Genomic DNA, 24,446 nt, shown 5'->3' with positions numbered 1-24,446 from the left:
CGGTACGTACCGTAGTTGGCTGCCGCCTGTCCTAGGAAGGCGGTGCGGGTGTCGCGCGGGCGACGAACATCAGAACGGCGCGATCGCGGCGGTGGGATCAGAACGGCAGACCGGGGATGCCGCTGCCGCCGCCCAGGCCCTGTGCCAGCGGTCCGAGCTTCTGCTGCTGGAGCGCCTGGGCGTTCGCGTTGGCCGCCTGGACGGCCGCGACGACCAGGTCGGCGAGGGTCTCGGTGTCGTCCGGGTCCACCGCCTTCGGGTCGATCTTCAGCGCGCGCAGCTCGCCGGCGCCGGTCACGGTGGCCGTCACCAGGCCGCCGCCCGCCTGCCCGTCGACCTCCGTGTTCGCCAGCTCCTCCTGGGCCCGTGCCAGGTCCTCCTGCATCTTCTGGGCCTGCTGGAGCAGCTGCTGCATGTTGGGCTGGCCACCACCGGGGATCACGATCAGCTCCTGGGTCCGCGTACGTGTCTGGTTCGTTCTGCTCTGTTGTGGATGAGCCTACGTGGTCGGCGCAGCCATCGCCCCGCCACTCTTTCGAGTGAGAATCCTGGCGGCCCTATACCTGATCAAGGCCCACGTACGAGCGGAAAAGAGGCGAAAGCAAGGCCTTCGCCACCCATTGGGCGGTAGGAAGGGTTCCCGTCGTCAGCATCCATTGTCACGTCCAGTGCGGTGGCCGAGGCCATGCGCCATGACAGTCCGATATCACGGAACGTGATCGGTTGTGATCAGTAGGGAGTGCCGGGTGGGCCAGCCGGAGATGCAGCCCGAGGGACCGCCTCAGGACGGGCGGGGCGAGGGTGCGGCCGGACTGCGGCCGGGTGATCTGACCGGGCGGCCGTTCCCGCTCGGGGACTGGGGCGAACCGGCCGAGCGGCTCGACGAGCTGTACCGGTGGGTCGAGCGCGGGGCGCTGGTGACCGCCGAGTGGTATCTGTCGGACCGGGTGTGGAAACGGCGGGGGGCCCGGGCGCTGCGGTGCGGGGCGGCCGTGGGCGCGGTGCTGGGCGCCGCGCTGCCGCTCCTCGACCTCACCGGGGTGGTCAGCGGGGTCGCGCCCTGGGGGTATCTCGCGCTGCTGATGGCGGTGGCGTGCGTCGGCATCGACCGGTTCTTCGGGGTGACCTCCGGCTGGATAAGGGACATGGCGACCGCGCAGGCCGTGCAGCGACGGCTTCAGGCGCTCCAGTTCGACTGGGCGGCGGAGAGCGTGCGGGAGGTGCTGGGACCGGCGGAGGGTACGGCGAGCGAGGCGGCCGAGCGGTGCCTGGCGGTGCTGCGGCGGTTCTCGGAGGACGTGACCGAGCTGGTCCGCACGGAGACGGCCGACTGGATGGTGGAGTTCCGCACGGGCCCGGCACCGCTCGGCATGCAGGCGACGGTGACGGCGGGCCCCCGCGCGGACGCGGGACATCTGAACGGCCGCTTCCCGCTGCCCCCGGGCACGAACGGAACCCGCCCGAACATGCCCAGGCAGCGGCCGCCGGAGCCCCGGTGAGCAGATTTGTTAAGACGGCCTAATGTCTTGACATCGATGGAAGCGGCCCCGCATCGTGAGCGGACAGTCTCCGGAACGGTCCGAAGAGGGGCAGCCACATGGTGCGTACGCTCGGCGTCGCCGTCGTCGGGTTCGGCTGGATGGGACGGGTGCACACCCAGGCCTACCAGCGGGTCCCCCACCACTTCCCGCAGCTGTCCGTACGCCCCGAGCTGGTGACCGTCGCCGAGGAGGTGCCGGGCCGGGCCGAGGAGGCCGCCGCACAGTTCGGGTTCGCGTCCACCACCCGGGACTGGCGCGAGGTCGTCACCGACCCGCGCGTCCACGCCGTCAGCATCACCGCGCCGAACTTCCTGCACCGGGAGATCGGCGTCGCCATGGCCGAGGCCGGCAAGCACATCTGGATCGAGAAGCCGGTCGGGCTCACCGCCGAGGACGCCGGCGCGGTCGCCGACGCCGTCGCGAAGGCGGGCGTCCAGGGCACGGTCGGCTTCAACTACCGCAACGCGCCCGCCGTCGCGTACGCCCGTGACCTCATCGCCTCCGGCGACCTGGGCACCGTCACGCACGTCCGCATCCGGCTCTTCAGCGACTACGCCGCCCACCCCGACGGCGCCCTGACCTGGCGTTACGAGCGGGCCCGCGGCGGTGGCGGGGTCCTCGGCGACCTCGCCTCGCACGGCGTCGACCTGGCCCGCTTCCTGCTCGGCGAGATCACCGCGCTCGCCGCCGACACGGCCGTCTTCATCCCGGAGCGCGCCCGCCCCACCGGCGCCACCGCCGGCCACACCCTGGCCACCGGCGGCGCACTCGGCCCGGTCGAGAACGAGGACTACGTCAACTGCCTGCTGCGCTTCGCCTCCGGCGCCCGGGGTGTCCTGGAGGCCTGCCGGGTCTCGGTCGGCGAGCAGAACAACTACGGCTTCGAGGTGCACGGCACCAAGGGCGCCGTCTTCTGGGACTACCGGCGGATGGGCGAACTCGGCGTCAGCCGCGGCACCTCCTACCAGGACCAGCCCGTCAGCACGGTCTACGTCGGCCCCGGGCACGGCGAGTACGGCGCCTTCCAGCCCGGCGCGGCCAACGCCATGGGCTACGACGACCTCAAGGTCGTCGAGGCCCGCAACTTCCTGCGCTCCATCGCCGAGGACACCGCCTACGGCCCGACCCTGCGGGACGCCGTGCACAGTGCGACCGCCCTCGACGCGATGAGCCGCTCGGCCGCCCAGGGCACCTGGGTGAGCCTCGGCTGACCCGCCGCGGCTCACCGGCAGAGCGGCGTCCCCCCCGCGTCGTCACAGGGCACATGCCCGTATGTGCGGATCACACCCTTGCCGTTGCCGTTGCCGAGGTACGTCAGGAAGCTCCACGCCAGGGTGTCGGCCGCGGGCTGGCCGTAGGTGTACGCGTACTCGGTCTCGCGGTACGGGTACGGGTTGTCGCCGCGCCCGATCGCCTCCACGGACGGGGCGTGGTGGTCCAGGGAGAGGGTGTGCAGGCCCTTCGCCCCGGCCGCCACGTTCAGCTCGGCGTAGCCGACCGCCCCGTCCAGCCGGGCCACCTCCGACAGCACCTGGGCGGTCGAGTCGAGCTCGCAGCGGATCACCTTCGCCGTCGGGTCGTCCTTGCGCGCGCAGTCGACGGAGGAGTTGGCGATCTCGCCGCGCTTGAGCACCCGCCGCTGGAAGACCTGCCGGGTCCCGGAGTTGGCGTCCCGGCTGACCAGCACCACCGCCTGGTCGGGGCCGTCCAGCTGCTTCCAGTTGGTGATCTCGCCCCGGTACAGCCGGCGGACGTCGGCGGTGGAGAGGTTCGTCAGGTTCACGTCGTCGTTCACGACCAGGGCGAAGACCACCAGGGCGACCCGGGTCTCCTGCAGTTCGGGCATGTCCGGGGGCTTGGGGCCGTCCGAGAGGGCCAGGACCGACGGGGAGCCCTTCTTCTTCCAGTTGGCCCCCGTGGTGTTCAGGTCCCTGACGCCGGCCGTCGAACCGCGCGCGTCGACGTGGATCGACGCCCCCTCGCACTCCTTCTCGTACTTCTCGGCCGCGTCCGTGATCACCGGCGCGAACGCCGTCGAGCCTATGACCCGCAGCGAGCCCTTCGCGCAGCCGATCGGCGGCGGACTGTCGTCGCGGACCACGACGATCGTGGCCAGGGTGACGACACTGAGCGTCAGCATGATGCTGATCAGCCGGGAGGCGCGGCTGAACAGCGGGGTCGCGTCGTCGGGGGTGGCGCTGCGGTTGGGGTGCACCTCGCCGTCGTGGATACCGCCGACGATCCTGATCTCCCGGCCGACGTCACCGCCGGACAGCAGCACGAGCAGCTTGAAGTGCTCACCGTGGTTGAGCGGGACGCGCGGGATGCGCAGGGTGTTGCCCGAGTAGCCGAAGCCGCGCTCCGGGGTGAAGTGCGGCATGAGATGGTCGGTGTCGGTCGGCTGGGTGACCGACACCCCGCGGATCGTCCGGTCGCTGAACACCGCGGTGAGGCCGTGCAGTTCGGGACTGGTGTAGTCGTCGCGGCCGATGCCCTGGGAGCCGTCGTTCTCGATGCGCAGCAGGACGAGGGTGGCGTCGGCCATGTCCGGGGCCTCGTCGAAGAGGCCGAGGCGCCTGCCGAGCCGTCCCGAACGGACGTCGTCGCCGATCGGGTTGTCCATCTGCACGCGGTAACCGATGCGTTTGCGGCGCGGGATGCGCCGCTCGAACCAGAAGATGGCCGCCGACGCGACGATGCCCGCCACCGCGGTGCCGACGGCCACGACGTTCTCGGCGCTCAGCCACTCCATGTGGGTGCCCCCGCCACTCCCCGGAGTCGAATGGTGCGGTCACCGTAAGGGGTGCGGAGGACCCGCGAAGAGACAATTCGGTCACCCGGGCGAATGTTCTCCGGACGTTCAACTGCCCCAGGGGTCCCGGGAGTTCACTGTTTGCTGTACGTGAGGCTCTCCTCGCCGTCCTTCTGGACCCGCTTCAGCCTGCCGTTCGACAGCAGGGTCACCTCGGTGGCCTCTCCGGCGCTGCACGACGAACGGGGCTTGCCCGTCGTGACCGTGGAGGGACCGATCTCCAACGGGCCGCCCGAGCCGGGCTTCCCGGCGAGCTTCGCGTCGAACTCGCAGTGGTAGCCGGGGCCGTCGGCGACCAGGGTGAGGACCGTGTCGCCCACCGCGCCCTGGCGGATGGTCAGTTCGCGGGTGTTGTGGCCGGTGGAGTTGTCTATCGCCGTGGTCCAGGTGCCGAGGAAGGCGGTGGGCACGGTGCCGGCGGCGGGAGCCGAGGAGGAGGGCGACTCGCTGGGCGCCGGTTCCCCGGCGGAGGTCTGGGCGGTCGCCGAGGGGGTGGGGGTGGCGGTGCCGCCCGCCTTGTCGTCGCCGCCGCCATTGTTCACGAGCGCGTACACGGAGCCGCCGGCGGCCAGCATCACGACCAGGGCGACGGTGACGAGGAGCGCGGTGGAGCGGGGGGTGCGGCGCGACTCGCCGTCGGGGGTGGGGTCGTACGGCGGGGGCGGCGGGGGTGTGTAGATCGGCTGGGTGGGCTCGGGAGTGGCGACGGTGGTGTGGGGGGTGGTGTACGGGTTGTAGGGCTGCGGGTGCTGGTGGGGCTGCTGGTTCGGGTAGCCGTAGGCGGGATGGGCCGGGGCGTGTTCGGGGGACGGCTGGTCGAGTGCCGGCCGCGGGTGGGGGGTGGCCGGTCGCGCCCCCGCGGCGGCGGCCGCGGACTCGGCACCGCCCCGCGCCCCCCGGTCGGCCGGCCCCTGCGCCCATTGCCTGGTCGACCCGCTCGGGGGAGCCTCGACCACGGCGCCGTACACCGTCGGGTCCTCCACCTCCAGCAACTCCACCGCGTGGCGGCCCAGTTGGGCCACCAGGGAAGCCGGCAGCCAGGGGTCCCTGGAGCGGCCCTCCTCGACCGTGTCGACCGCGCCCGTCCTCGACAGGATCGCGTCCAGGGAGGGGCGGGTCGCCGGGTCCTTGCGGAGGCAGTCGCGGACCACGTCGGCGATGCCCTCGGGGAGCCCGGACAGGTCGGGCTCCTCCTGGGCGATGCGGAACATCTGCGCGTGTGCGCCGCCCTCGGTCGAGCCGAAGGGAATCCTGCCGGTGGCCGCGTAGGCGAGCACCGAGCCGAGGCTGAAGACGTCGGAGGCCGGGGTGATCCGGTCGCCGCGCACCTGCTCGGGGGCCATGAAGCCCGGCGAGCCGACGAGCGAGCCGGTCCGGGTGATGCCCTCGCCGGGGAGGGTCTCCAGGGCCCGCGCGATGCCGAAGTCGATGACCCGGGGGCCCTCTATGGTGAGCATCACGTTGGACGGCTTGAGGTCGCGGTGGACGATCCCGGCCGCGTGGATGTTGGTGAGCGCGTGCGCCAGCCCGGCGGCCAGGATGCGCACCGACCGTTCGGGCAGTGGCCCGTGGTCGTGCTCGACGACGCGCTGGAGGCTCGGCCCGGCGACATAGCCGGTGGCCACCCAGGGCACGGCGGCCTCGGTGTCGGCGTCCAGGACGGGCGCGGTCCAGAACCCGCCGACCCGCTGGGCGTTGCGCACCTCCTGCCGGAAGCGGGCCCGGAAGTCCTCCTGGGCGGCGAGTTCCGCCCGCACCAGCTTCACGGCGACGGTACGACCGCGCTCCGACCGGGCGAGATACACGTGCCCCATGCCGCCCGCGCCCAGCCGCGCCAGCAGCCGGTACCTCCCGATGTGCTGCGGATCACCGGGCCCCAGCTTCTCCATGGCAGATCCGCCCCTTCTCCACACTTGTGATCGAGCCGAGAATATTCCGGCCGCTCCGCCAGCCGGGCCCCGCCTTGTCTACGGTTCCGTAACAGGTACCGGTCGCTCCGGTGTATCCACGGGCTGTGGACAACCTGTCGCGGAATCCCCCTGGCCATGGAACATGTCGCCGATATCGCGTCCGCACCGGACACTCCTAGGCTCGGCGCCATGACCCCTCAGCCCAGTCCACAGGCCGGAGCCGCCGTCAAGGCGGCCGACCGTGCGCATGTCTTCCACTCCTGGTCCGCGCAGGACCTCATCGACCCGCTGGCCGTGGCCGGCGCCGAAGGGTCGTACTTCTGGGACTACGACGGCAGGCGTTACCTGGATTTCACCAGCGGGCTCGTCTTCACCAACATCGGCTACCAGCATCCGAAGGTCGTCGCCGCGATCCAGGAGCAGGCCGCGAGGATGACCACCTTCGCGCCCGCCTTCGCCGTGGAGGCCCGGTCGGAGGCGGCCCGGCTGATCGCCGAGCGGACCCCCGGCGACCTGGACAAGATCTTCTTCACCAACGGGGGCGCGGACGCGATCGAGCACGCCGTCCGCATGGCCCGACTGCACACCGGCCGCCCGAAGGTGCTGTCCGCCTACCGCTCGTACCACGGCGGCACCCAGCAGGCGATCAACATCACCGGCGACCCTCGCCGCTGGGCTTCCGACGGCGCCGCCGCCGGGGTCGTGCACTTCTGGGCGCCCTTCCTCTACCGCTCCCGTTTCTACGCGGAGACGGAGGAGCAGGAGACCGCGCGGGCGCTGGAGCACCTGGAGACCACGATCGCGTTCGAGGGGCCGGGCACGGTCGCGGCGATCGTCCTGGAGACCATCCCCGGGACCGCCGGGATCATGGTTCCGCCGGCCGGGTACCTGGCGGGCGTCCGTGAGATCTGCGACAAGCACGGGATCGTCTTCGTCCTGGACGAGGTCATGGCCGGGTTCGGGCGCACGGGTGAGTGGTTCGCCGCCGACCTGTTCGGCGTCGTACCCGACCTGATGACCTTCGCCAAGGGCGTGAACAGCGGGTACGTGCCGCTCGGCGGTGTCGCCATCAGCGAGCGGATCGCCGAGACCTTCGCCCGGCGGCCCTACCCGGGCGGGCTGACGTACTCCGGGCATCCGCTGGCCTGTGCCGCCGCCGTCGCCACCATCGACGTGATGGCGGAGGAAGGCGTCGTCGAGAACGCGAAGCGGCTCGGCGCGGACGTCGTCGGGCCCGCCCTGGCCGCGCTGGCCGAGCGGCACCCGAGCGTGGGCGAGGTGCGCGGCACCGGCATGTTCTGGGCGCTGGACCTGGTGAAGAACCGGGAGACCCGGGAGCCGCTGGTGCCGTACAACGCGGCCGGGGAGGCCAACGCACCGATGGCCGCGTTCACGGCTGCCGCCAAGCAGCAGGGTCTGTGGCCGTTCGTGAACATGAACCGGACGCATGTCGTGCCACCGTGCAACGTCACCGAGGCGGAGCTGAAGGAGGGCTTCGCAGCGCTCGACGCGGCGCTGGGTGTGGCCGACGAGTACACGGTGTAGGGGGCGCCGCGGTCGGGTGCGGGTCCGGTGGGGGCTGGTCGCGCCCCGCGGCGGCAGCCGCAGATCCAATACCGCCCCGCGCCCCTTCGGGGCGCTCCACGCCCACGGAGGGAATACACACGCAACCCGAACGCGTAAGGTGGCGTGCTCGTAGATGTACACGTAAGCGAGCACGTCACCCGAACGCGTGAGGAGAGGCACCCGACGATGCCCGGCAACGGCGCTGTGACCCGCAGTACCCTGCGCCAGCAGATCGCGGACGCGCTCCGTGACGAGGTGCTCGCCGGGCGCCTCCAGCCGGGCCGGGAGTTCACGGTCAAGGAGATCGCCGAGCAGTACGGGGTCTCCGCCACGCCGGTCCGCGAGGCGCTGGTCGACCTGTCCGCGCAGGGCGTCCTCGACGCCGACCAGCACCGCGGCTTCCGGGTCCCGGAGTACTCGCTCACCGACTACCGGAACATGATCGAGGCCCGCAGCCTGGTCATCGACGGTATGTTCCACGCCCTCGCCGAGGGCCACCACCCCGCGTTCAAGGACCCCCAGGAGCCGCGGGTCGCGGCCGCCCTGGCCGCGGTCCGCCGGCGCGGCGAGGAGGCCCAGCGCGCCGCCACCGCCGGCGACCTCACCGTGCTGGTCGGCTACGACCTGCGCTTCTGGCGGGAGCTGTCCGCACTGTTCGGCAACCCCTACCTCGGGGACTTCCTGCACCGGCTGCGCGTGCAGTCCTGGGTGTGCGCGGTGCAGCAGCTGCGCCGGCTGCCCGATCTACGCGGGTATCTGTGGTCCCGGCACACCGAGTTGGTCGACGCGCTGTCCCGGCGGGACACCGAGGCCGCCCGGGGGATCGTCGCCGCGTACAACACACACTCCCTCGCCCTCATCGAGCGTCTGTCGGAGAACGGATGACCGCGCCCCCGGAGACCGTCGACCTGTCCGTGGTCATCCCCGCGTACAACGAGGAGGGCCGGCTCGGCCCGACGCTCGACGCCGTCACCCGCTACCTCGCCGACAACGAGAACCGCTTCGGCTCCTGGGAAGTGATCGTCTCCGACGACGGTTCCACCGACGGGACCCGCGAGGTCGCCGCCTTAGGGCATCCGCACGTCCGTCTGGTCACCGCCGACCGCAACCGCGGCAAGGGCAACGCCCTGCGCCTCGGGGTCGCCGCCAGCGGCGGCCGCCGGGTACTGGTGACCGACGCCGATCTCGCGGCCCCGATCGAGGAGCTGGAGCGGCTCGACAAGGCGCTCAGCGAGGGCAACGCGGCGGCGATCGGCTCGCGCGCGGTGGCGGGCGCGGAGATATCCGACCACCAGCACCGGCTGCGCGAGCTGCTCGGCCGCGCCGGGAACCTGCTGATACGGGCCACCGCGGTGCCCGGCATCAAGGACACCCAGTGCGGTTTCAAGCTGTTCGACGGCGACCGGGCCCGCGAGGCCTTCGCCGACTCCCGCCTCGACGGCTGGGGCATCGACGTCGAGGTCCTCCAGCATCTGCACCGGGACGGCGGGTCCATCGCCGAGGTGCCGGTCCGCTGGAGCCACCAGCCCGGCTCCAAGGTCGGCCCGCTCGCCTACCCGAAGGTCCTCGCGGACCTGGCCCGCCTCCGGCTGCGCCGCCTGCGCCCGGCCGACCTCCTGGTCACGGTCCTCTTCCTGGCCCTGTCGATCGCCCTCTACTCGGGCCGCTTCTTCGACCCGGACCACCGCTATCTCACCGACTCCCTCCAGGACCAGAACCAGTGGGAGTGGTTCTTCGCGGTGACCGCGGACAACCTCGCGCACTTCCGCAACCCGCTCTTCTCCGACTTCCAGAACTTCCCCGACGGCGTCAACCTGATGGCCAACACGGTCATGCTGGGCGTCTCCGTCCCCTTCGCCCCGCTCACGCTGCTGGCCGGACCGGCCGTCTCGCTCTCCGTCTGCATGGCGCTGGGCCTGACCGCGACCGCCGTCGCCTGGTACTGGCTGCTCGTGAAGCGGGTGGTACGGCACCGGGGTGCCGCCTTCCTCGGCGCGGCCCTCGCGGCCTTCGCGCCGCCGATGGTCAGCCACGCCAACGCGCACCCCAACTTCGTGATCCTGTTCATGATCCCGCTGATCATCGACCGCGCCCTGCGTCTGGCCACGGGCGCCCGGGTCCGGCGGGACGGGATCGTGCTCGGCCTGATGGCCGCCTACCAGATCTTCCTGGGCGAGGAGCCGTTCCTGCTGGCGGCGCTGGGCATGGCCCTGTTCGCCGCCGCCTACGCGGCCGTACGACCGCAGGTGGCGAAGGAGTCCTGGCGCCCGCTGGGCAAGGGCCTGCTGATCGCGGGCGCGGTCTGCCTCCCGGTGGTCGCCTTCCCGCTCTACTGGCAGTTCACCGGGCCGCAGAGCTACCACAGCGTCCTGCACGGCGACAACGCCGGAAACAGCCCGCTCTCGCTCCTCGCCTTCTCCGAGCGCTCGCTGCTCTTCGGGGACGCGGGCCGCGCCAACGAGCTCGCCCTCAACCCCACCGAGCAGAACGCGTTCTACGGCTGGCCGCTGGTCCTGCTCGCCTTCGGGATCGTCGTACGGCTGTGGGAGCGGCCGCTGGTCAAGGCGCTGGCGTTCACCTCCGTGGCCGCGGCCGTCCTGTCGCTGGGCCCGAAGATCCGCATCCCGCTGACCGACACGGTGTATCCCGGCCCCTGGGCGCTGGTGGGGAAGCTGCCGCTCTTCGAGTCGGTGATCGAGGGCCGGGTGGCGATGATCTGCGCCCCGGTGCTGGGCGTGCTGCTCGCGCTCGCGATCGGGAAGGTGCTGGCCACCCGTCGTGCCGGCACCCAGTACCTCGGCCTGCTCGCCATCGCGCTCGCGCTGCTCCCGATCGTCCCCGCCCCTCTCAAGTCCGACCAGCGGACGGCGGTGCCGGAGTTCATCGCGAGCGGGATGTGGAAGTCGTACGTAGGAAAGGGCGAGTCCCTCGTCCCGGTCCCGCTCCCCGATCCCGGGTACGCGGAGGCGCTGCACTGGCAGACGGCGGCGGACCTCGGCTTCAAGCTTCCCGGCGGATACTTCAACGGCCCCTACGGCGACGACCGCATCGGTATCTACGGTGCCGTCCCGCGCTTCACCTCCAGCATGCTGCGGGACGTCCGCTACAGCGGGAAGGTGCCGGTGATCGGCAAGAACTGGCGGGCGCAGGCGGCGAAGGACTTCGCGTACTGGAAGGCGGGCGTCCTGGTGGTCGCCCCGCAGCCCAACGACGACAAGCTGCGGCAGGCGGTCCAGGCTCTGACCGGAAAACCCGGTAAGTGGACGGGTGGGGTCTGGGTATGGGACCTGCACGGGGGGAGCTGACCGGCGCCGCACCGATTACTCTTCCCTGACCACCTAGCTGAACACTTGCTGTGAACGCGCTGATACGAGGAGCCCTCTTTGGCCTGTGACCTCTGGCTGGTACCGCTCGTCGACGTGTTGTGCCACACGCCCGACAACCCGTTCGCCGAGGAACTCGCGCAATACAACAAGGTGCTCGCCGAGGCCGGGCTGCCGCCGGTGCCGGTGTACCAGTACATGCCGGGCCTGTCCGGCGAGGTCGCCCCGGTGGCCGGCTTCGACTACGACGCCCTCCACTTCCTGCGCCGCGTGTACCTGCTCCAGGTCTGCGGTCTGCCGGTGACCCCGGTCGACGACCTGGGCGGCGACTACGAGCAGCTCCTGGAGATGTTCGAAGCGACGGCCCAGCAGTCCCACCTCGTCTGGCACTACGACCACGCGGGCGCCTACGTCCCGGTCGACTTCCCGAACCCGCTCTCCAGCGACGAACTCCTCGCGAGCGGCGGCCCCCTGGGCTCCTCCCAGTCGCTGCTGCGCGAGCTGGAGTACGTAGCCCCGTCGATCGGCATCGACCCGGCGAACCCCCCGGCGGCCCCGCAGGCCCCCTCCGCCCCGACCGACCTGGAGGAACCGGCGGTCCCGGCCCCCTACGACCCGAGCCCCTTCGCCCGCGAACGCCACGTCTGGCTGGGCCTGCACGCGGCGGCGACGCGGAGCCTGGCGCAGGGGTCGATGATCGTCTTCAGCTGACGGGCGGGGCGCCGATGGAGAGACGCCCCGGCCGGAGTGCGGTTACCGCTGGTGCGGCAGCCTGATCGTGCGGACGAGGGGCATGTCGGCGTAGAGGTCGGGGTCGACGGTCACCACATGACGCCCGTCGGGCCAGTCGACCGTCGGCCGGGACAGATGGACCGCGTGCCCGAGCCGCCACTCCACGCCGTCACGCAGCAGCGCGCCGACCGTGGAGGCACCGGCGAAATCCAACTCCACGATCTCGACGGCCGGAAGCGCGCCGATGTGCTCCGCGACGCCCTTGCGCATGCCGTCGGCGGCGGCCAGGCAGAGTGCGGGGACGTAGACGTGCCGGGTGGGTCCGTGCTCCGTGTTCGCCACGAAGTGGGAAGCCAGCGAGTTCCCCGAGCCGAGCGCCAGCAGGGCGGACTCGTCGAAGACGACACCGGTGGAACCGGCCCTCATGGCACTCACAGGCTGTCCACGGGCCGGCCGGCCTCAAGGTCCTGCCAGACCTTCTCCACCCGGTCATGCTCCTCGTCGGTGAACGTCACGCCGAAGTGCGTCTCGCAGTACGCCCTCGTCTCCTCGTACCGCTTGCGCAGTTCCTCCTGCGTGGGCGTGGCCCCCGCGAGCTCGGCGATCAGATCGCGCATGGTCATCCCCCGCTCCCGGGCGAGCACCATGAGGCGGTCACGGACAGCGGGGTCGACCTTGACGGTGGTGTCAGCCATGATGCAAGTATACCTCCGGTATACCGTCTCGGGCCTTTCGAGCAACACGGTCATGGATGTTCCTTTCTCTGGTTGCTACGCCGCCACCGGGTGAACTTTCTGCATTTCACCCGCCGGTGTCGCGGATTCGTACGGCCTCTCGAACACCTCGCAGGTCGTCGAGTACTGCCGTGTCACCGGATCCCGCCGTACCACCCGCCGTAGATAACCCCGTTCCTCCAGCTCACGCAGGGAGGCGACGACCGTCATGCACCCCTCCCGGCGCCGCGCCGCGAGCATGCGTTCCGTGATCCACGAACCGCTCGGAAGACTCAAGAGGTACGCCAGTACGCCCGCCGCCGCCCAGGACAGACGGCGGTCCCCGAAACGGGAATTGGCGAGGGCTGCGAAGGCGCGCAGGGGCGCCGTACGATGAACGCGCATCCGGAGGGCTCACTCCCGGTGTCGAGCCCCCGGGTGTTGGCGCACCGCGGGGGCAATCTTGTTGATCGTGACTCTAAGGCCACGCAAAGTGGCGAGCGCAAGCCGGAACGCCCTTTTCCTGGGCTTTAGTTCACACATTTCACTCCGGCGAGTGAAACGCGGAAAGCAGAAGGGGCCTCACGAAGAGGCCCCTTCCGTTTTCCCTGCTTGCCCTGCGACTACAGGGTGTTCTAGAAGACCGGCGTCCCGCCCTGCGTCAGCTTCCAGTTGGCCGCCGCGAACGTCGACGGGTCGATGGTGCCCTTCGCCGTGGCGTAGGCGACCATCAGGTCGCGGACCTGGTTGGTGGAGCTGTAGGCGATCTCCGCGGCGGCGATGTGCGGGTAGCCGGAGCCGCCGTTGGCGCGGTAGTTGTTGACGGCGACGACGAAGACCTGGTCGTCGGCGACCGCGGTGCCGTTGTAGGTGAGGTTCTTGATGCGCGAGCCCTCGGCCGCCGCGATGTCGATCTCGTAGTCGACGCCGGCCGCCATGTCGTACATGTAGTCCCAGAAGCTGTTGGCGTTGGTGAGGGTCGCGGTGTCGACCGCCGTGCCGGACGGGACCTGGTGGTAGTACTTCGCCGCGAACTCCAGGTAGTCCTTGAGCTGGGCGCCGGTGAGCTTCTTGCCGTACAGGGTGTTCTCGTAGACGTACAGGCCCGCGACGTCGCGGATGGTGACGTCACCGGCCGGGATGGTGGCCGTGCGGCTGAAGCACGCGGCCACCGAGATCAGCGGGAGGGCGGCGTCCGCCGCCGACAGGCCCGCCTTCACCGCGTCCATCTGGACCTGCTGGATGAAGTCGATGGCGGGGACGTCCTTCCAGCAGGCCTCCGCCGTCGACATCGCCACGGTGCTGGTGCCGATCGCGGTGTTGACGTACTTGACCACCAACTCGTGGTCGGCGGTGAGGAGTTCGGTGATCCGCGGGTCCTCCGCGACCGTGTTGCTGTTCAGGGTGGTGGCGGTCTTCTTGGTGACCTTCCAGGAGTGGTTCACCAGCTCCAGTTCGAAGTCGAAGACGGAGAGACGGTAGCCGTAGCAGTACGGCTCGGAGAGGAGGACGTCCTCGCCGGTCTCCGCGTTCTTCACCGTGTACGTCGGGACGTCGACGTGGGTGTGGCCGACGAGGATCGCGTCGATGCCGGGGACCTGCTCGGCGACCAGGTTCGACGCGTTCTCCACGTAGGGGAGTTCGTCGCCCCACGACGTCGAGCCGTCCAGGCCCGAGTGGTCGGTGAGGAAGACGACGTCACAGCCGAGGGCGCGCAGCCGCGGGACGTACTTCTTCGCCTGCTCGACCAGGCCGGTGAAGGCCATCTTCCCGGAGACGTTGTCCTTGTCCCACAGGGCGATGCCCGGGTTGGTGAGGCCGAGGATGCCGACCTTGATGTCCGGGCCGTGCGGGACCTTGATGTGCTTGACGGTGTAGGGCCGGAAGGCGGGCTGCAGCGTCTTGGCGTCCAGGGCGTTGGCGCCGAGCAGCGGGAAGTCGCACTGCTTCTCGAAGGTGCGGACGACCTCGATGCCGTAGTTGAACTCGTGGTTGCCGAGGGCGGCCGCGTCGTAGCGCATCTCGTTCATGGCGATCGCCATGGGGTGCTTGGGGCCGCGCTTGCCGTTCTTGCCGGTGATGGGGTCGACGCTCGCGTAGTAGGAGGCGAGGGAGGTGCCCTGGATGATGTCGCCGGCGTCGACGAGGAGGACCCGGCCCTCGCCCTTCTCCTTGCGCAGGTTCTTCACCAGGGTGGCGATGCGCGCGATGCCGTAGGTGTTGCCCTTGGCGTCGACCGGCGCCGCGTTGGTGTAGTAGTCCCAGTTGAAGACGTGGCTGTGCAGGTCGGTGGTGCCCAGGATGGAGAAGCTCCAGGTCTTGGGGGCCTTCGGCGGCTTGCCGTGGCCGTGCCCGGACTCGGCGGCCTGGGCGCTGCCGGCACCGACGGTTCCCGCGACGGCCACGGCCGCTCCGGTGACGGCCGACTTCTGCACGAACTCACGGCGGTTCATGGGATTGACGGGCATTGAGGCTCCTGGGAGGGCGGTGAGGACGGGCGGGCGTACGGGGCGGTGGGCTACCCGCGTAGATGCTTGCCGTACGCCGTGCCCGCGCGAAACCAGGAACAGGTCATGGCCGGGTCAACAAAGAGGAATGTGCGGATGGTTGAGCGCCGCGCCCACCCCTGCGTCCGCGCGGCGATCACGCCCCGACCATCGCCTCGGACACGGACCACGACTCGGGGCGGGGCGGGGCGTGATAAGCGTCAGGTCGAGGCACCGGAGCGCACGGCCATCCCGCCGTCCGCGAACCGGATGCGGTGAACCGCCGGGGCGATCGCGCCGAATCGGCACGGCCACCCCCGGCGGTCCCGCGCCGGACGCCCGGTCGCGGAGCGGGACGAGAAGACCGCATGCACCACGGCCACCCCTGGGGGCGGTCAGTGTGTGGCGCGGGTGGTGATGGCTTCGCTGATCTGCGCGAGGGCCTGCTGCTGCTCGGCGGTGAGCGCGTCGAACACCAGATGCCGCACCGCGGCGACGTGGCCGGGTGCGGCGTCCTCGAGCTTCTGCCGCCCCTTGTCGGTGAGCCGGGCCAGGCTGCTGCGTCTGTCGGTCGGGCACTTGGTGCGCTGCACCCAGCCGGACTTCTCCAGCCACGTCATCGCGTGGGACAGCCGACTCTGCGACCAGCCCAGACTCAGGGCGAGGTCGCTCATGCGCGGCGCTTCCTCCTCACCCTCCGACAGGGTCACGAGGACCACGTAGCCGGCGAGCGTGATCTGCGCGTCGCGCTGCAACTGGCGCTCCAGCTGTTCATCGACCGTCCGAATCAGCGCGGTGAGTGCGCGCCAGGTGCTCTGTTCCTGGTCGGTGAGCCATTGCGGTTCGGGCATGCGGCCATCATACCCTCGGTACTTGACCCCTCAACTAAGCTGTGTCTACAGTTCAGTTGAGGCCTCAAGCAAGTGTTTGTCGGATAGCTCCGCACAACCGCAGAGGCATCGCAGCCCGCCATGCCCCAGCGGATCGAAACAACCAAGGAGTAGAGACGATGAACCGCACGTACCTCACCGCCCTCGCCGTCGTCGCCACCGCAGGCGCCGCGATCGCCCTCGTGCCCACGCTGGCCAGCGCCTCCGCGCCGAACGCGGCACCCGCGTCCTCTTCCCGGAGCTCCTCCACGGCGCTGGGCACGACACACTTCCTCACCCTCGCCGCCGCCGAGAAGGCGTCCGACGCCGCGCTGAACTCATGCCGGGCGAAGGGCTATCCCGTCTCGGTCACCGTTGTCGACCGTGACGGCATCACCATCACCCAGCAGCGGGCCGACACCGCCACCGGCGCCACCGTGCAGGTGAGCCTCGGCAAGGCCGTCGCCTCCGCCGGTTTCCAGATACCCACCTCCACGCTCCAGGAGGCCGCGAAGACCAACCCCGGAGCGGTCTCCATCCCGGGCTTCAACATCCTCCCCGGGGGTCTGCCGATCTCCCTCGACGGCAGCGTCGTCGCCGGCATAGGCGTCTCCGGAGCCCCCAGCGGCGACATCGACGCCTCTTGCGCCACGGACGGCATCAAGGCCATCTCCTGACACACCGACAGCGCGGACGCCGCCCGACCCGAAACCGGCCGGGCGGCGTCCGCGCGTGGCGTCGCACCCGGCGACACCGCCTCCGCATGCCCGCAGGCGCCGCCGGCAGGCTTTCAGACGCCTTCTGACGACCTCGTGCGCGGATGCCCGATCAGTGCCCTATCCGGCCGCGGCTTCTTCTCCGTGCTCACGGCGATGCCGTGCCCGACGGCCGTTCTCGAACAGTGCGGCCAATTTTCCCGCGGCCATGAAAACAAGCACCCCGGCCCCGCCGCCGAGGAAGTTCAGCGTAAAGTCGTCGAGATCGGCGACCCGCCCTCCCCCAGCGACCAGCTGAGAAAACTCGATCGCGAAGCTGAATGCCGCGCAAGCGCACAGGGTGACCCACAGCTTGACCGCGGGCCAAGAGAACTTGATCAGTGAGGGGAACGGGGCGAACATCAGGAAGTTCGCCAGGGCTTCCCTGACGATCATGTCTTTTTCCATGTTGCCCAGATTCTTGGCCCCGGCGAAGAAGTACGCAAGCGAACCCCATTCCAGTTGTCCGCTTCCGCCCGCGTCGTAGCTCACCGAAAAAGTGGCGACGAGGACAAGCAGGAAGTAGGCCGCGAGAGCCGCGCGACCGGCCGCACTTACGCTTCCCTGATGCCGTTGCGCCACGACGACAAAAGCCGCCACCACAAAGGGGGCGACGAGCAGTGCCAACGCCGTCGTTGCGGGGGTGACCAAATAGACAGTCTGCCACAAGGACATGAAGACCCCGGAATCGAAAAGGTGATGTACGGCGGGCGGTGCCAGGCTAACACCAGGCACCGCCCGCCCACTTCACGCTAGGGACACACCCACTTGGTGACGTACTCGTCGCTGTTGTGCTTCATGTTTCCCCTGATGCAGCTGTCGCTCTGCTTCACGGGCTTCCGTCCGTACTTGACGTCCTTGCCGGCCGCGACGGAAAGCAGCGGGGAATCGTACTGGGCGCTGTCCACATATCCGTTGCTGAACTTTTCCTGCCAGCCGAGCCGGACCTTGATGCTCCCGTCCCCAGAATGCCGGAAGTACGACGTCACCCATTTCCCGTCGACCTTCCTGATGCACAGCTGACCATTGTCCAGGTCGCCGCACCCATCGGGTGTCGCCGACGCCTGCGGAGCAAAAGCCAGACTTGCGAAAAGGAACACAGAAAGGGTCGTCAGAACTTTCAGTTTCTTCATGTCTCTCTCCATTGTCAATCTTACGGACAGAGACCACGTTCCCCGTATGGAGGATGCCTGAAAGGCAGGCAAGCGCGGATTCGAACAGTGCAAGAAATGCAAGATATTGCCCCGTGTGCGGCCTGTACGGCACGCTTGTTACGTATCCCCCTACAGTGATGCGTGGTCAGTGCATCGCTGCGCATAAGATCATTAGTCGTCGTTGGGCGTCAAGTCGCGGGTCGTCGTCGAATGCAACGGCGGCCGGCGGTATCCGCCGGCCGCCGTTGTTCGACTGACTGCCTGACTACAGGAACGAGTTGATCTCGATCGTCTCGTCCCGGCCCGGGCCCACGCCGATCGCGGAGATCGGGGCGCCGGACATCTCCTCCAGCGCCTTGACGTAGTTCTGGGCGTTCTTCGGGAGGTCCGAGAAGGACTTCGCCTTGGTGATGTCCTCGGACCAGCCGGGCAGGGTCTCGTAGACCGGCTTCGCGTGGTGGAAGTCGGTCTGCGAGTACGGCAGCTCCTCGACGCGCTTGCCGTCGATCTCGTAGGCGACACAGACCGGGATCTGCTCCCAGCCGGTGAGGACGTCGAGCTTGGTCAGGAAGAAGTCGGTCAGGCCGTTCACGCGGGTCGCGTAGCGGGCGATCACCGCGTCGAACCAGCCGCAGCGGCGGTCCCGGCCGGTGGTGACACCCCGCTCGCCGCCGATCCGGCGCAGCGCCTCGCCGTCCGCGTCGAACAGCTCGGTCGGGAACGGGCCGGCGCCGACGCGGGTCGTGTAGGCCTTGAGGATGCCGATGACCCGGCTGATCTTCGTCGGGCCGACACCGGAGCCGGTGCAGGCACCGCCCGCGGTGGGGTTGCTGGACGTGACGAAGGGATAGGTCCCGTGGTCGATGTCCAGGAGCGTGCCCTGGCCGCCCTCGAAGAGGACGACCTTGTTCTCCTCCAGGGCCCGGTTGAGGACCAGGACCGTGTCGGCGACGTACGGGGCGAGCTTGTCCGCGTACGTCAGCAGCTCCTCGACGACCTGCTCGATGGCGATCGCGCGCCGGTTGTAGAGCTTGGTGAGGACCTGGTTCTTGACGTCGAGGGCCGCCTCGACCTTCTGGGTCAGGATCGACTCGTCGTACAGGTCCTGGACCCGGATGCCGACGCGGTTGATCTTGTCCGCGTACGTCGGCCCGATGCCGCGCCCGGTCGTGCCGATCTTCCGCTTACCGAGGAAGCGTTCCGTCACCTTGTCGACGGTGACGTTGTACGGCGTGATGATGTGTGCGTTTCCGCTGATCAGGAGCTTGGACGTGTCGACGCCACGCTCGTTCAGACCGCTCAGCTCGGAGAGCAGGACCGAGGGGTCGACGACGACTCCGTTGCCGATGACCGGAACACACGTGGGCGAGAGGATTCCGGAAGGGAGGAGGTGGAGCGCATACTTCTGGTCGCCGACGACGACCGTGTGGCCGGCGTTGTTGCCACCCTGGTAACGCACCACGTAGTCGACGGAGCCGCCTAGCAGATCCGTCGCCTTTCCCTTGCCTTCGTCACCCCACTGAGCACCGAGCAGCACAAGTGCGGGCACGCGCGTACACCCCTTCCGGGCGGGGCATGTCCAAGGTCAGGGGCGTACGCGTAAGGTTCGGCGCCGCGTACCACCGCGACCGTCGTTGGCCGCAAAACCGTTGGACCGGATGCCCCGGAATAGACGAAGCCCCTGGCGCAATAGCGCAAGGGGCTCTTGCACAGTGATGCTACCCGAGGAAGCGAGGCACGACCGAGGTGGCGACATTCGCGACGTCCGATCAGCTGCTGGTGATCATCGATCCGGCGGCACTGCAGACGGACGGTGAGTCCGTCCGGATCGCGAAAGACGTGCTCAGCGCGGGTGCGACCACGAAGGTGTGCCTGCCGGACGGGCCCGAGGAATTCGCCCGGGTCCTTTCCCGCAGGGGGTCGCGGCGGCCGGTGGTGGTGGGCGACGACGGCGCGCTGATCCGTGCGGTGACCTTGCTGCACCGGCAGCGGGAGCTGGCCGGATGTGTGCTGTCCGTGGTCCCGGTGGGAGGCGCGCTGGGCGTCGCGCACGCGCTGGGGGTGCCCACCGGTGCGGTGGCTGCGGCACGGGCCGTCCTGGACGGGGTGGAGCGGCGCCTGGACCTGCTGGTCGACGACAGCGACGGGGTGGTGCTCGGCGCGCTGCGGATCCCGCCGCTGGCGGCGGTACCAGAGGCCGCGGAGCCGGTCACGGCCAAGGGGTGGCTGCGGCCGTACCAGACCCTCGTACGGTCCCTGTCCGCCCGCCCGGCCCAGACCGTGCCCCGCCTGGGGCCCGCGCGGCTGCGGGTCGAGGTCGACGGGCGGACGGTGGTGGACCTGGACCAGCCGGTGGAGGGGATCTCGGTGACGCCCGGCGGCCGCGACGGGCTGGCCGAGGTGGAGGTACGGCCGCTGTCGGTGGGCGCGGAGGCCACGCCGGTACGGGCCGCCGGGCGGACGGTGACGGTGACGGGCGCGGACTTCCGCTACCGGGCCGACGTGGCGGTGGCGGGTCCGGTACGGCGGCGGACCTGGCGGGTGGTGGAGGGGGCCTGGGGGCTTACGGTGCCGGGGACCCTGCCGGGGACCCCATAGCAGCAGGCTCGGCGGCGCCGGGGGCTGATGCGGACTCGTCCTTCAGCGTCACGCCCGTGCACCCCAGCTCCCGCGCCCGCCCCATCAGCGTCGCCAGCTTCCCGGCCGCCGCCTCGTACGTCAGGCCCAGCGGCGGCCGGATGTTGCTCAGGCAGTTGCGGTCGGCGTCCGTCGTGACGCCCGGGACCGGCCGGTACGTCAGGTACGCGCCCAGGGAGTCCGCCGCCGACATGCCGGGGCGTTCGCCGATCAGGACGACCACCAGGGCGGTGCCCATCGTGTGGGCGATGTCGTCGCCGAGGGCCACCCGGGCCTGTTCGGCCAGGACGACCGGGGCGACGCGCCAGTCGGGCAGGCGGGTCGCCGTGGCCCGGACCACCGCCGCCGCGTGCTCGTGCACCGCCCGGCTGGACAGCCCGTCGGCGACCACGAAGACGACGTCCCAGTCACCGGCCGGCAGGTGCGCCCGGTCCGTGGGGTGCAGGCGGCGGCCCAGGTCGGGGCGCTGGAGGTAGGTCAGCCGGTCGTCGGCCGCACTGCGGACCCGTGCCGTCGGCAGCCCCGCCAGGCCCGCCGCCACCGCGTCCGGGTCGAACGGCGAGTGCACCGCGTCCCGGGCGGCCGCGTGCGCGGCCTGGAGGCCCAGCCGGTGGTGGGTGGGGAGGGCGGAGCCGGAGCGGCCGAGGCCGATCCTGGCCTGGGTGTGGCGGCGCAGCAGCGGCCACAGGTCGTCGGGACCGACGGTGGTCCCCTCGGGCACGTCGGCCACTTCGGTCGTGCCGGACACCTCGGCCATGCCGGTCATCTCGATCACGCCGGTCGCCTCGGTCACCTCGGTCATGTCGGCTACCTCGGCCGTGTCGGTCGTGTCGGTCATGCGGCCAGTTCCCTTCCGATCGCCGTCAGCGGATGGCCGCTGACCTCGCGCAGGCCGCCGTCCCCGTCCAGCAGCCCGATCGACTCCAGCCACGCCTCGAACTCCGGCGCCGGGCGCAGGCCGAGCACCTCCCGCAGGTAGAGCGCGTCGTGGTAGGAGGCGGACTGGTAGTTGAGCATGATGTCGTCGCCGCCCGGTGTGCAGATCACGAAGGAGGCGCCCGCGACGGCGAGCATGGTCAGCATGGTGGCGATGTCGTCGTCGTCCGCGTCGGCGTGGTTCGTGTAGCAGATGTCCAGGCCCATGGGCAGGCCGAGGAGCTTGCCGCAGAAGTGGTCCTCCAGGGCGGCCCGCAGGATCTGGCGGCCGTCGTAGAGGTACTCCGGGCCGATGAAGCCGACGACCGTGTTCACCAGGAGGGGCCGGTAGCGGCGGGCCACGGCGTACGCCCTCGCCTCCACCGTCTGCTGGTCCACGCCGTGGTGCGCGTCCGCCGACAGGGCGCTGCCCTGCCCGGTCTCGAAGTACATGACGTGGTCGCCGACCGTGCCCCGCCGCAGCCCGCGGGCCGCCTCGTACGCCTCGTCGAGCAGGCCGAGGGTGACGCCGAAGGAGGCGTTCGCCGCCTGCGTACCGGCGATGGACTGGAAGACGAGGTCGACCGGGGCGCCGCGCTCCATCAGGTCCACGCTCGTCGTGACATGGCACAGGACGCAGGACTGGGTGGGGATGGCGTAGCGGCCGATCACGCCGTCCAGGAGTTCCAGCAGGTCCCGTACCGCCTTCGGGCTGTCCGTCGCCGGGTTGATGCCGATCACCGCGTCGCCGGAGCCGAGGAGGAGGCCGTCGAGGAGGGCGGCCGCCACGCCCGCCGGGTCGTCGGTGGGGTGGTTCGGCTGGAGGCGGGTGGCCAGGCGGCCCGGCAGGCCGATCGTCGAGCGGAAGGCGGTGACCACCCGCACCTTGCGGGCGACGGACACCAGGTCGGCGTTGCCCATCAGCTTGGACACGGCGGCGGCCATCTCCGGGGTGAGTCCGGGCGCCACCGCGGCCAGGGATCCGGTGTCCGCGGCCAGCAGCCACTCCCGGAACTCGCCGACCGTCAGCCCGGCCACCGGCGCGAACGCCACCGGGTCGTGGGTGTCGAGGATCAGCCGGGTCACGTCGTCGGTCTCGTACGGGATCACCGGCTCGGTCAGGAAGGTGGTGAGCGGCACCTCCGCGAGCGCCCAGCGGGCGGCGACCCGCTCCCGGGCGCTCGCGGCGGCGAGGCCGGCCAGCCGGTCGCCGGAGCGTTCCGGGCTCGCGGCGGCCAGCAGGCGGGCCAGGGAGTCGAAGCGGTGGCGTTCGCCGCCGAGGGTGGCCGTGTACGTGCTCATGGCGGCGACCGTACGAGGAGGGTGTTGCCGACAGATTGCGTCAGATTTCTAAAGGTCTGGTTGACAAACATTTAACGCCCCGAGACCCTCTACCGACTCATTCGGGCTTCAGAGTTCCGGTCCAGTACAGCCAGCGAGCAGCAGGAGAGGGGCCACCCCGATGGCAGTGGACGAGGGAGTCGCCCCGGCGGCGAAGACAGACGCGGACAGCACGGTCCACCGGCTGAAGCCCAACGCGATCGGCCTGCTCGGGGTGGTCTTCATGGCCGTCGCGACCGCCGCGCCGATCACCGCGATGACCGGCAACGTGCCCTTCATGGTGTCGTCGGGCAACGGCATCGGCGCTCCGGCGAGCTATCTCGTCGCAATGGTCGTCCTGGCAATCTTTTCCGTCGGTTTCACGTCGATGGCGAAGCACATCACGTCGACGGGCGCCTTCTACGGCTTCATCTCCTACGGTCTCGGCCGCACGGCGGGCCTGGCGTCGGGGCTGCTCGCCACCTTCGCCTACGCCGTGTTCGAGCCGGCGCTGATCGGCATCTTCTCGGTCTTCGCCAACACGACCCTGAAGGACCAGACCGGACTCGACGTCCCGTGGTGGGCGTTCGCGATCCTGATGCTCGCCATCAACGCGACCGGCACCTGGTTCGGCGTCAGCGTCGCCGAGAAGCTCCTCGTCGTACTGCTCGGCACCGAGGTGACGGTCCTCGCGGCGATGGCGATCTCGGTCGCCCTGCACGGCGGCGGCCCGCACGGCTTCACCTTCGGCCCGGTCAACCCGGTCAACGCCTTCAAGGGCACGTCCGCGGGGCTCGGCCTCTTCTTCGCCTTCTGGTCGTGGGTCGGCTTCGAGTCGACGGCGATGTACGGCGAGGAGTCCCGCGACCCGAAGAAGATCATCCCCAAGGCGACGATGATCTCGGTCCTCGGCGTCGGTGTCTTCTACGTCTTCGTCTCCTGGATGGCCATCATCGGCAACGGCGAGACGGAGGCCGTCAAGGCCGCCTCCTCCGCCAACCCCCTCGCCCTCTTCTTCAACCCGACCGAGCAGTACGTCGGCCACTGGGCGGTCGTCCTCATGCAGTGGCTGATGGTCACCGGCTCGCTCGCCTGCGGCATGGCCTTCCACAACTGCGCCGCCCGCTACATGTACGCGCTGGGCCGCGAAGGGGTCCTCCCCTCGCTCCAGAACACCATCGGCCGCACCCACGCCCGGCACGGCTCCCCGCACATCGCGGGCCTGGTCCAGACGGTGATCTCCGCCGTCCTGATCGGGGCGTTCTGGGCCGCGGGCAAGGACCCGTACAACGCCCTCTACGTCCTGCTGGCCATCCTCGGCACGATGGCGATCCTGGTCGTGCAGGCCGTGTGCTCGTTCGCGGTGCTGGTGTACTTCCGCAAGCACCACCCCGAGAGCCGGCACTGGTTCAGGACCTTCACCGCCCCGCTCGTCGGCGGCATCGCGATGCTCGCCGTGGTCGTGCTGCTGGTGTCCAACATGGGCGTCGCGGCGGGCACGGAGTCCGGCTCGCTGCTGCTGAAGGCGACGCCGTGGCTGGTGGCACTGGTCGCCGGGACCGGCGTCGGCTACGCGCAGTACCTCAAGCGCAGGTCACCGGAGCGGTACGCGCTGCTGGGGCGGACGGTGCTGGAGGAGACCAGGGAGCGGTAGGGAGCGTATGTGTCCTGCGGTTCGTGGAAGCGGGGTGAAGGTCCCGCCGTCCGGGCAGA

Annotated in this window: 22 protein-coding genes; 9 read left to right on the top strand and 13 right to left on the bottom strand. The window is 70.2% G+C overall.

Annotated features, from left to right (window positions below):
• Nucleotides 1-97: 97 nt before the first annotated feature.
• Complete coding sequence (locus tag ACFWXC_RS10160; RefSeq protein ID WP_351708258.1) at nt 98-442, bottom strand: YbaB/EbfC family nucleoid-associated protein; 345 nt, start codon at nt 440-442, stop codon at nt 98-100.
• A gap of 304 nt (nt 443-746) precedes the next feature.
• On the opposite strand from ACFWXC_RS10160, the gene ACFWXC_RS10155 reads away from it, so the two are divergent.
• Together ACFWXC_RS10155 and ACFWXC_RS10150 are read left to right on the top strand one after the other, a co-directional pair.
• Nucleotides 747-1,499: an SLATT domain-containing protein gene (locus ACFWXC_RS10155; protein WP_351708254.1), complete on the top strand. Its 753-nt coding sequence runs from the start codon at nt 747-749 to the stop codon at nt 1,497-1,499.
• 98 nt (nt 1,500-1,597) lie between these two features.
• Nucleotides 1,598-2,752, top strand: coding sequence for a Gfo/Idh/MocA family protein (locus ACFWXC_RS10150; protein WP_384476013.1), 1,155 nt, complete (start codon nt 1,598-1,600; stop codon nt 2,750-2,752).
• 11 nt (nt 2,753-2,763) lie between these two features.
• On the opposite strand, the gene ACFWXC_RS10145 is transcribed toward ACFWXC_RS10150, so the two are convergent.
• Entirely contained in the window at nt 2,764-4,293 is a 1,530-nt protein-coding gene (locus ACFWXC_RS10145) for a substrate-binding domain-containing protein (protein WP_384476010.1), read from the bottom strand.
• Between the two features lie 134 nt (nt 4,294-4,427).
• A complete protein-coding gene (locus ACFWXC_RS10140) occupies nt 4,428-6,242 on the bottom strand; it encodes a serine/threonine-protein kinase (protein WP_384476007.1) in 1,815 nt (604 codons plus the stop codon).
• Between the two features lie 210 nt (nt 6,243-6,452).
• Here ACFWXC_RS10140 and ACFWXC_RS10135 point away from each other — a divergent pair, with 210 nt between their 5' ends.
• From ACFWXC_RS10135 to ACFWXC_RS10120, 4 genes are all read left to right on the top strand, one after another.
• On the top strand, nt 6,453-7,808 hold the full coding sequence (locus ACFWXC_RS10135) for an aspartate aminotransferase family protein (RefSeq protein WP_384476005.1): 1,356 nt from the start codon (nt 6,453-6,455) through the stop codon (nt 7,806-7,808).
• 207 nt (nt 7,809-8,015) lie between these two features.
• A complete protein-coding gene (locus ACFWXC_RS10130; RefSeq protein ID WP_384476003.1) occupies nt 8,016-8,714 on the top strand; it encodes a GntR family transcriptional regulator in 699 nt (232 codons plus the stop codon).
• Nucleotides 8,711-11,134: a dolichyl-phosphate beta-glucosyltransferase gene (locus ACFWXC_RS10125; protein WP_384476000.1), complete on the top strand. Its 2,424-nt coding sequence runs from the start codon at nt 8,711-8,713 to the stop codon at nt 11,132-11,134. Before ACFWXC_RS10130 ends, ACFWXC_RS10125 begins: the two co-directional genes overlap by 4 nt.
• 78 nt (nt 11,135-11,212) lie before the next feature.
• Nucleotides 11,213-11,863, top strand: coding sequence for a hypothetical protein (locus tag ACFWXC_RS10120; RefSeq protein WP_384475997.1), 651 nt, complete (start codon nt 11,213-11,215; stop codon nt 11,861-11,863).
• A 42-nt stretch (nt 11,864-11,905) separates the two neighbouring features.
• On the opposite strand, the gene ACFWXC_RS10115 is transcribed toward ACFWXC_RS10120, so the two are convergent.
• From ACFWXC_RS10115 to ACFWXC_RS10095, 5 genes are all read right to left on the bottom strand, one after another.
• Nucleotides 11,906-12,310: a hypothetical protein gene (locus ACFWXC_RS10115; protein ID WP_351708373.1), complete on the bottom strand. Its 405-nt coding sequence runs from the start codon at nt 12,308-12,310 to the stop codon at nt 11,906-11,908.
• A gap of 5 nt (nt 12,311-12,315) precedes the next feature.
• Nucleotides 12,316-12,579: a hypothetical protein gene (locus ACFWXC_RS10110; RefSeq protein WP_351317429.1), complete on the bottom strand. Its 264-nt coding sequence runs from the start codon at nt 12,577-12,579 to the stop codon at nt 12,316-12,318.
• Between the two features lie 75 nt (nt 12,580-12,654).
• Nucleotides 12,655-13,002: a hypothetical protein gene (locus tag ACFWXC_RS10105; protein ID WP_384475994.1), complete on the bottom strand. Its 348-nt coding sequence runs from the start codon at nt 13,000-13,002 to the stop codon at nt 12,655-12,657.
• A gap of 230 nt (nt 13,003-13,232) precedes the next feature.
• Nucleotides 13,233-15,065: a bifunctional metallophosphatase/5'-nucleotidase gene (locus tag ACFWXC_RS10100; RefSeq protein ID WP_384475992.1), complete on the bottom strand. Its 1,833-nt coding sequence runs from the start codon at nt 15,063-15,065 to the stop codon at nt 13,233-13,235.
• A 413-nt stretch (nt 15,066-15,478) separates the two neighbouring features.
• A complete protein-coding gene (locus tag ACFWXC_RS10095; RefSeq protein ID WP_384475989.1) occupies nt 15,479-15,934 on the bottom strand; it encodes a MarR family winged helix-turn-helix transcriptional regulator in 456 nt (151 codons plus the stop codon).
• A gap of 158 nt (nt 15,935-16,092) precedes the next feature.
• Here ACFWXC_RS10095 and ACFWXC_RS10090 point away from each other — a divergent pair, with 158 nt between their 5' ends.
• A complete protein-coding gene (locus ACFWXC_RS10090) occupies nt 16,093-16,629 on the top strand; it encodes a heme-binding protein (RefSeq protein WP_384475986.1) in 537 nt (178 codons plus the stop codon).
• 159 nt (nt 16,630-16,788) lie between these two features.
• Here ACFWXC_RS10090 and ACFWXC_RS10085 read toward each other — a convergent pair whose 3' ends face one another.
• The 3 genes from ACFWXC_RS10085 to ACFWXC_RS10075 form a co-directional block, all read right to left on the bottom strand.
• Complete coding sequence (locus ACFWXC_RS10085; RefSeq protein ID WP_384475983.1) at nt 16,789-17,382, bottom strand: VanZ family protein; 594 nt, start codon at nt 17,380-17,382, stop codon at nt 16,789-16,791.
• 77 nt (nt 17,383-17,459) lie between these two features.
• Entirely contained in the window at nt 17,460-17,840 is a 381-nt protein-coding gene (locus tag ACFWXC_RS10080) for a hypothetical protein (protein ID WP_384475980.1), read from the bottom strand.
• A 286-nt stretch (nt 17,841-18,126) separates the two neighbouring features.
• On the bottom strand, nt 18,127-19,410 hold the full coding sequence (locus tag ACFWXC_RS10075) for an adenylosuccinate synthase (RefSeq protein ID WP_382541770.1): 1,284 nt from the start codon (nt 19,408-19,410) through the stop codon (nt 18,127-18,129).
• 197 nt (nt 19,411-19,607) lie between these two features.
• On the opposite strand from ACFWXC_RS10075, the gene ACFWXC_RS10070 reads away from it, so the two are divergent.
• On the top strand, nt 19,608-20,459 hold the full coding sequence (locus ACFWXC_RS10070) for a diacylglycerol kinase family protein (RefSeq protein WP_384475977.1): 852 nt from the start codon (nt 19,608-19,610) through the stop codon (nt 20,457-20,459).
• Here the strand turns inward: ACFWXC_RS10070 and eutC are convergent.
• Nucleotides 20,425-21,336: an ethanolamine ammonia-lyase subunit EutC gene (eutC, locus tag ACFWXC_RS10065; RefSeq protein ID WP_384475975.1), complete on the bottom strand. Its 912-nt coding sequence runs from the start codon at nt 21,334-21,336 to the stop codon at nt 20,425-20,427. The genes ACFWXC_RS10070 and eutC overlap by 35 nt on opposite strands.
• On the bottom strand, nt 21,333-22,715 hold the full coding sequence (locus tag ACFWXC_RS10060) for an ethanolamine ammonia-lyase subunit EutB (RefSeq protein ID WP_384475972.1): 1,383 nt from the start codon (nt 22,713-22,715) through the stop codon (nt 21,333-21,335). The genes eutC and ACFWXC_RS10060 overlap by 4 nt, the downstream gene beginning before the upstream one ends.
• Nucleotides 22,716-22,875: 160 nt before the next feature.
• Here ACFWXC_RS10060 and ACFWXC_RS10055 point away from each other — a divergent pair, with 160 nt between their 5' ends.
• Nucleotides 22,876-24,387 carry an APC family permease gene (locus ACFWXC_RS10055; protein ID WP_384475969.1) on the top strand — a complete coding sequence of 504 codons (1,512 nt, stop codon included), beginning with the start codon at nt 22,876-22,878 and terminating at the stop codon, nt 24,385-24,387.
• Nucleotides 24,388-24,446 lie beyond the last annotated feature (59 nt).

The organism is Streptomyces sp. NPDC058683, assembly GCF_042716195.1.
Classification (GTDB): Bacteria; Actinomycetota; Actinomycetes; order Streptomycetales; family Streptomycetaceae; genus Streptomyces.
Note: the sequence above shows the minus strand (reverse complement) of the source record. Positions and strands in the feature narration are given on the sequence as shown.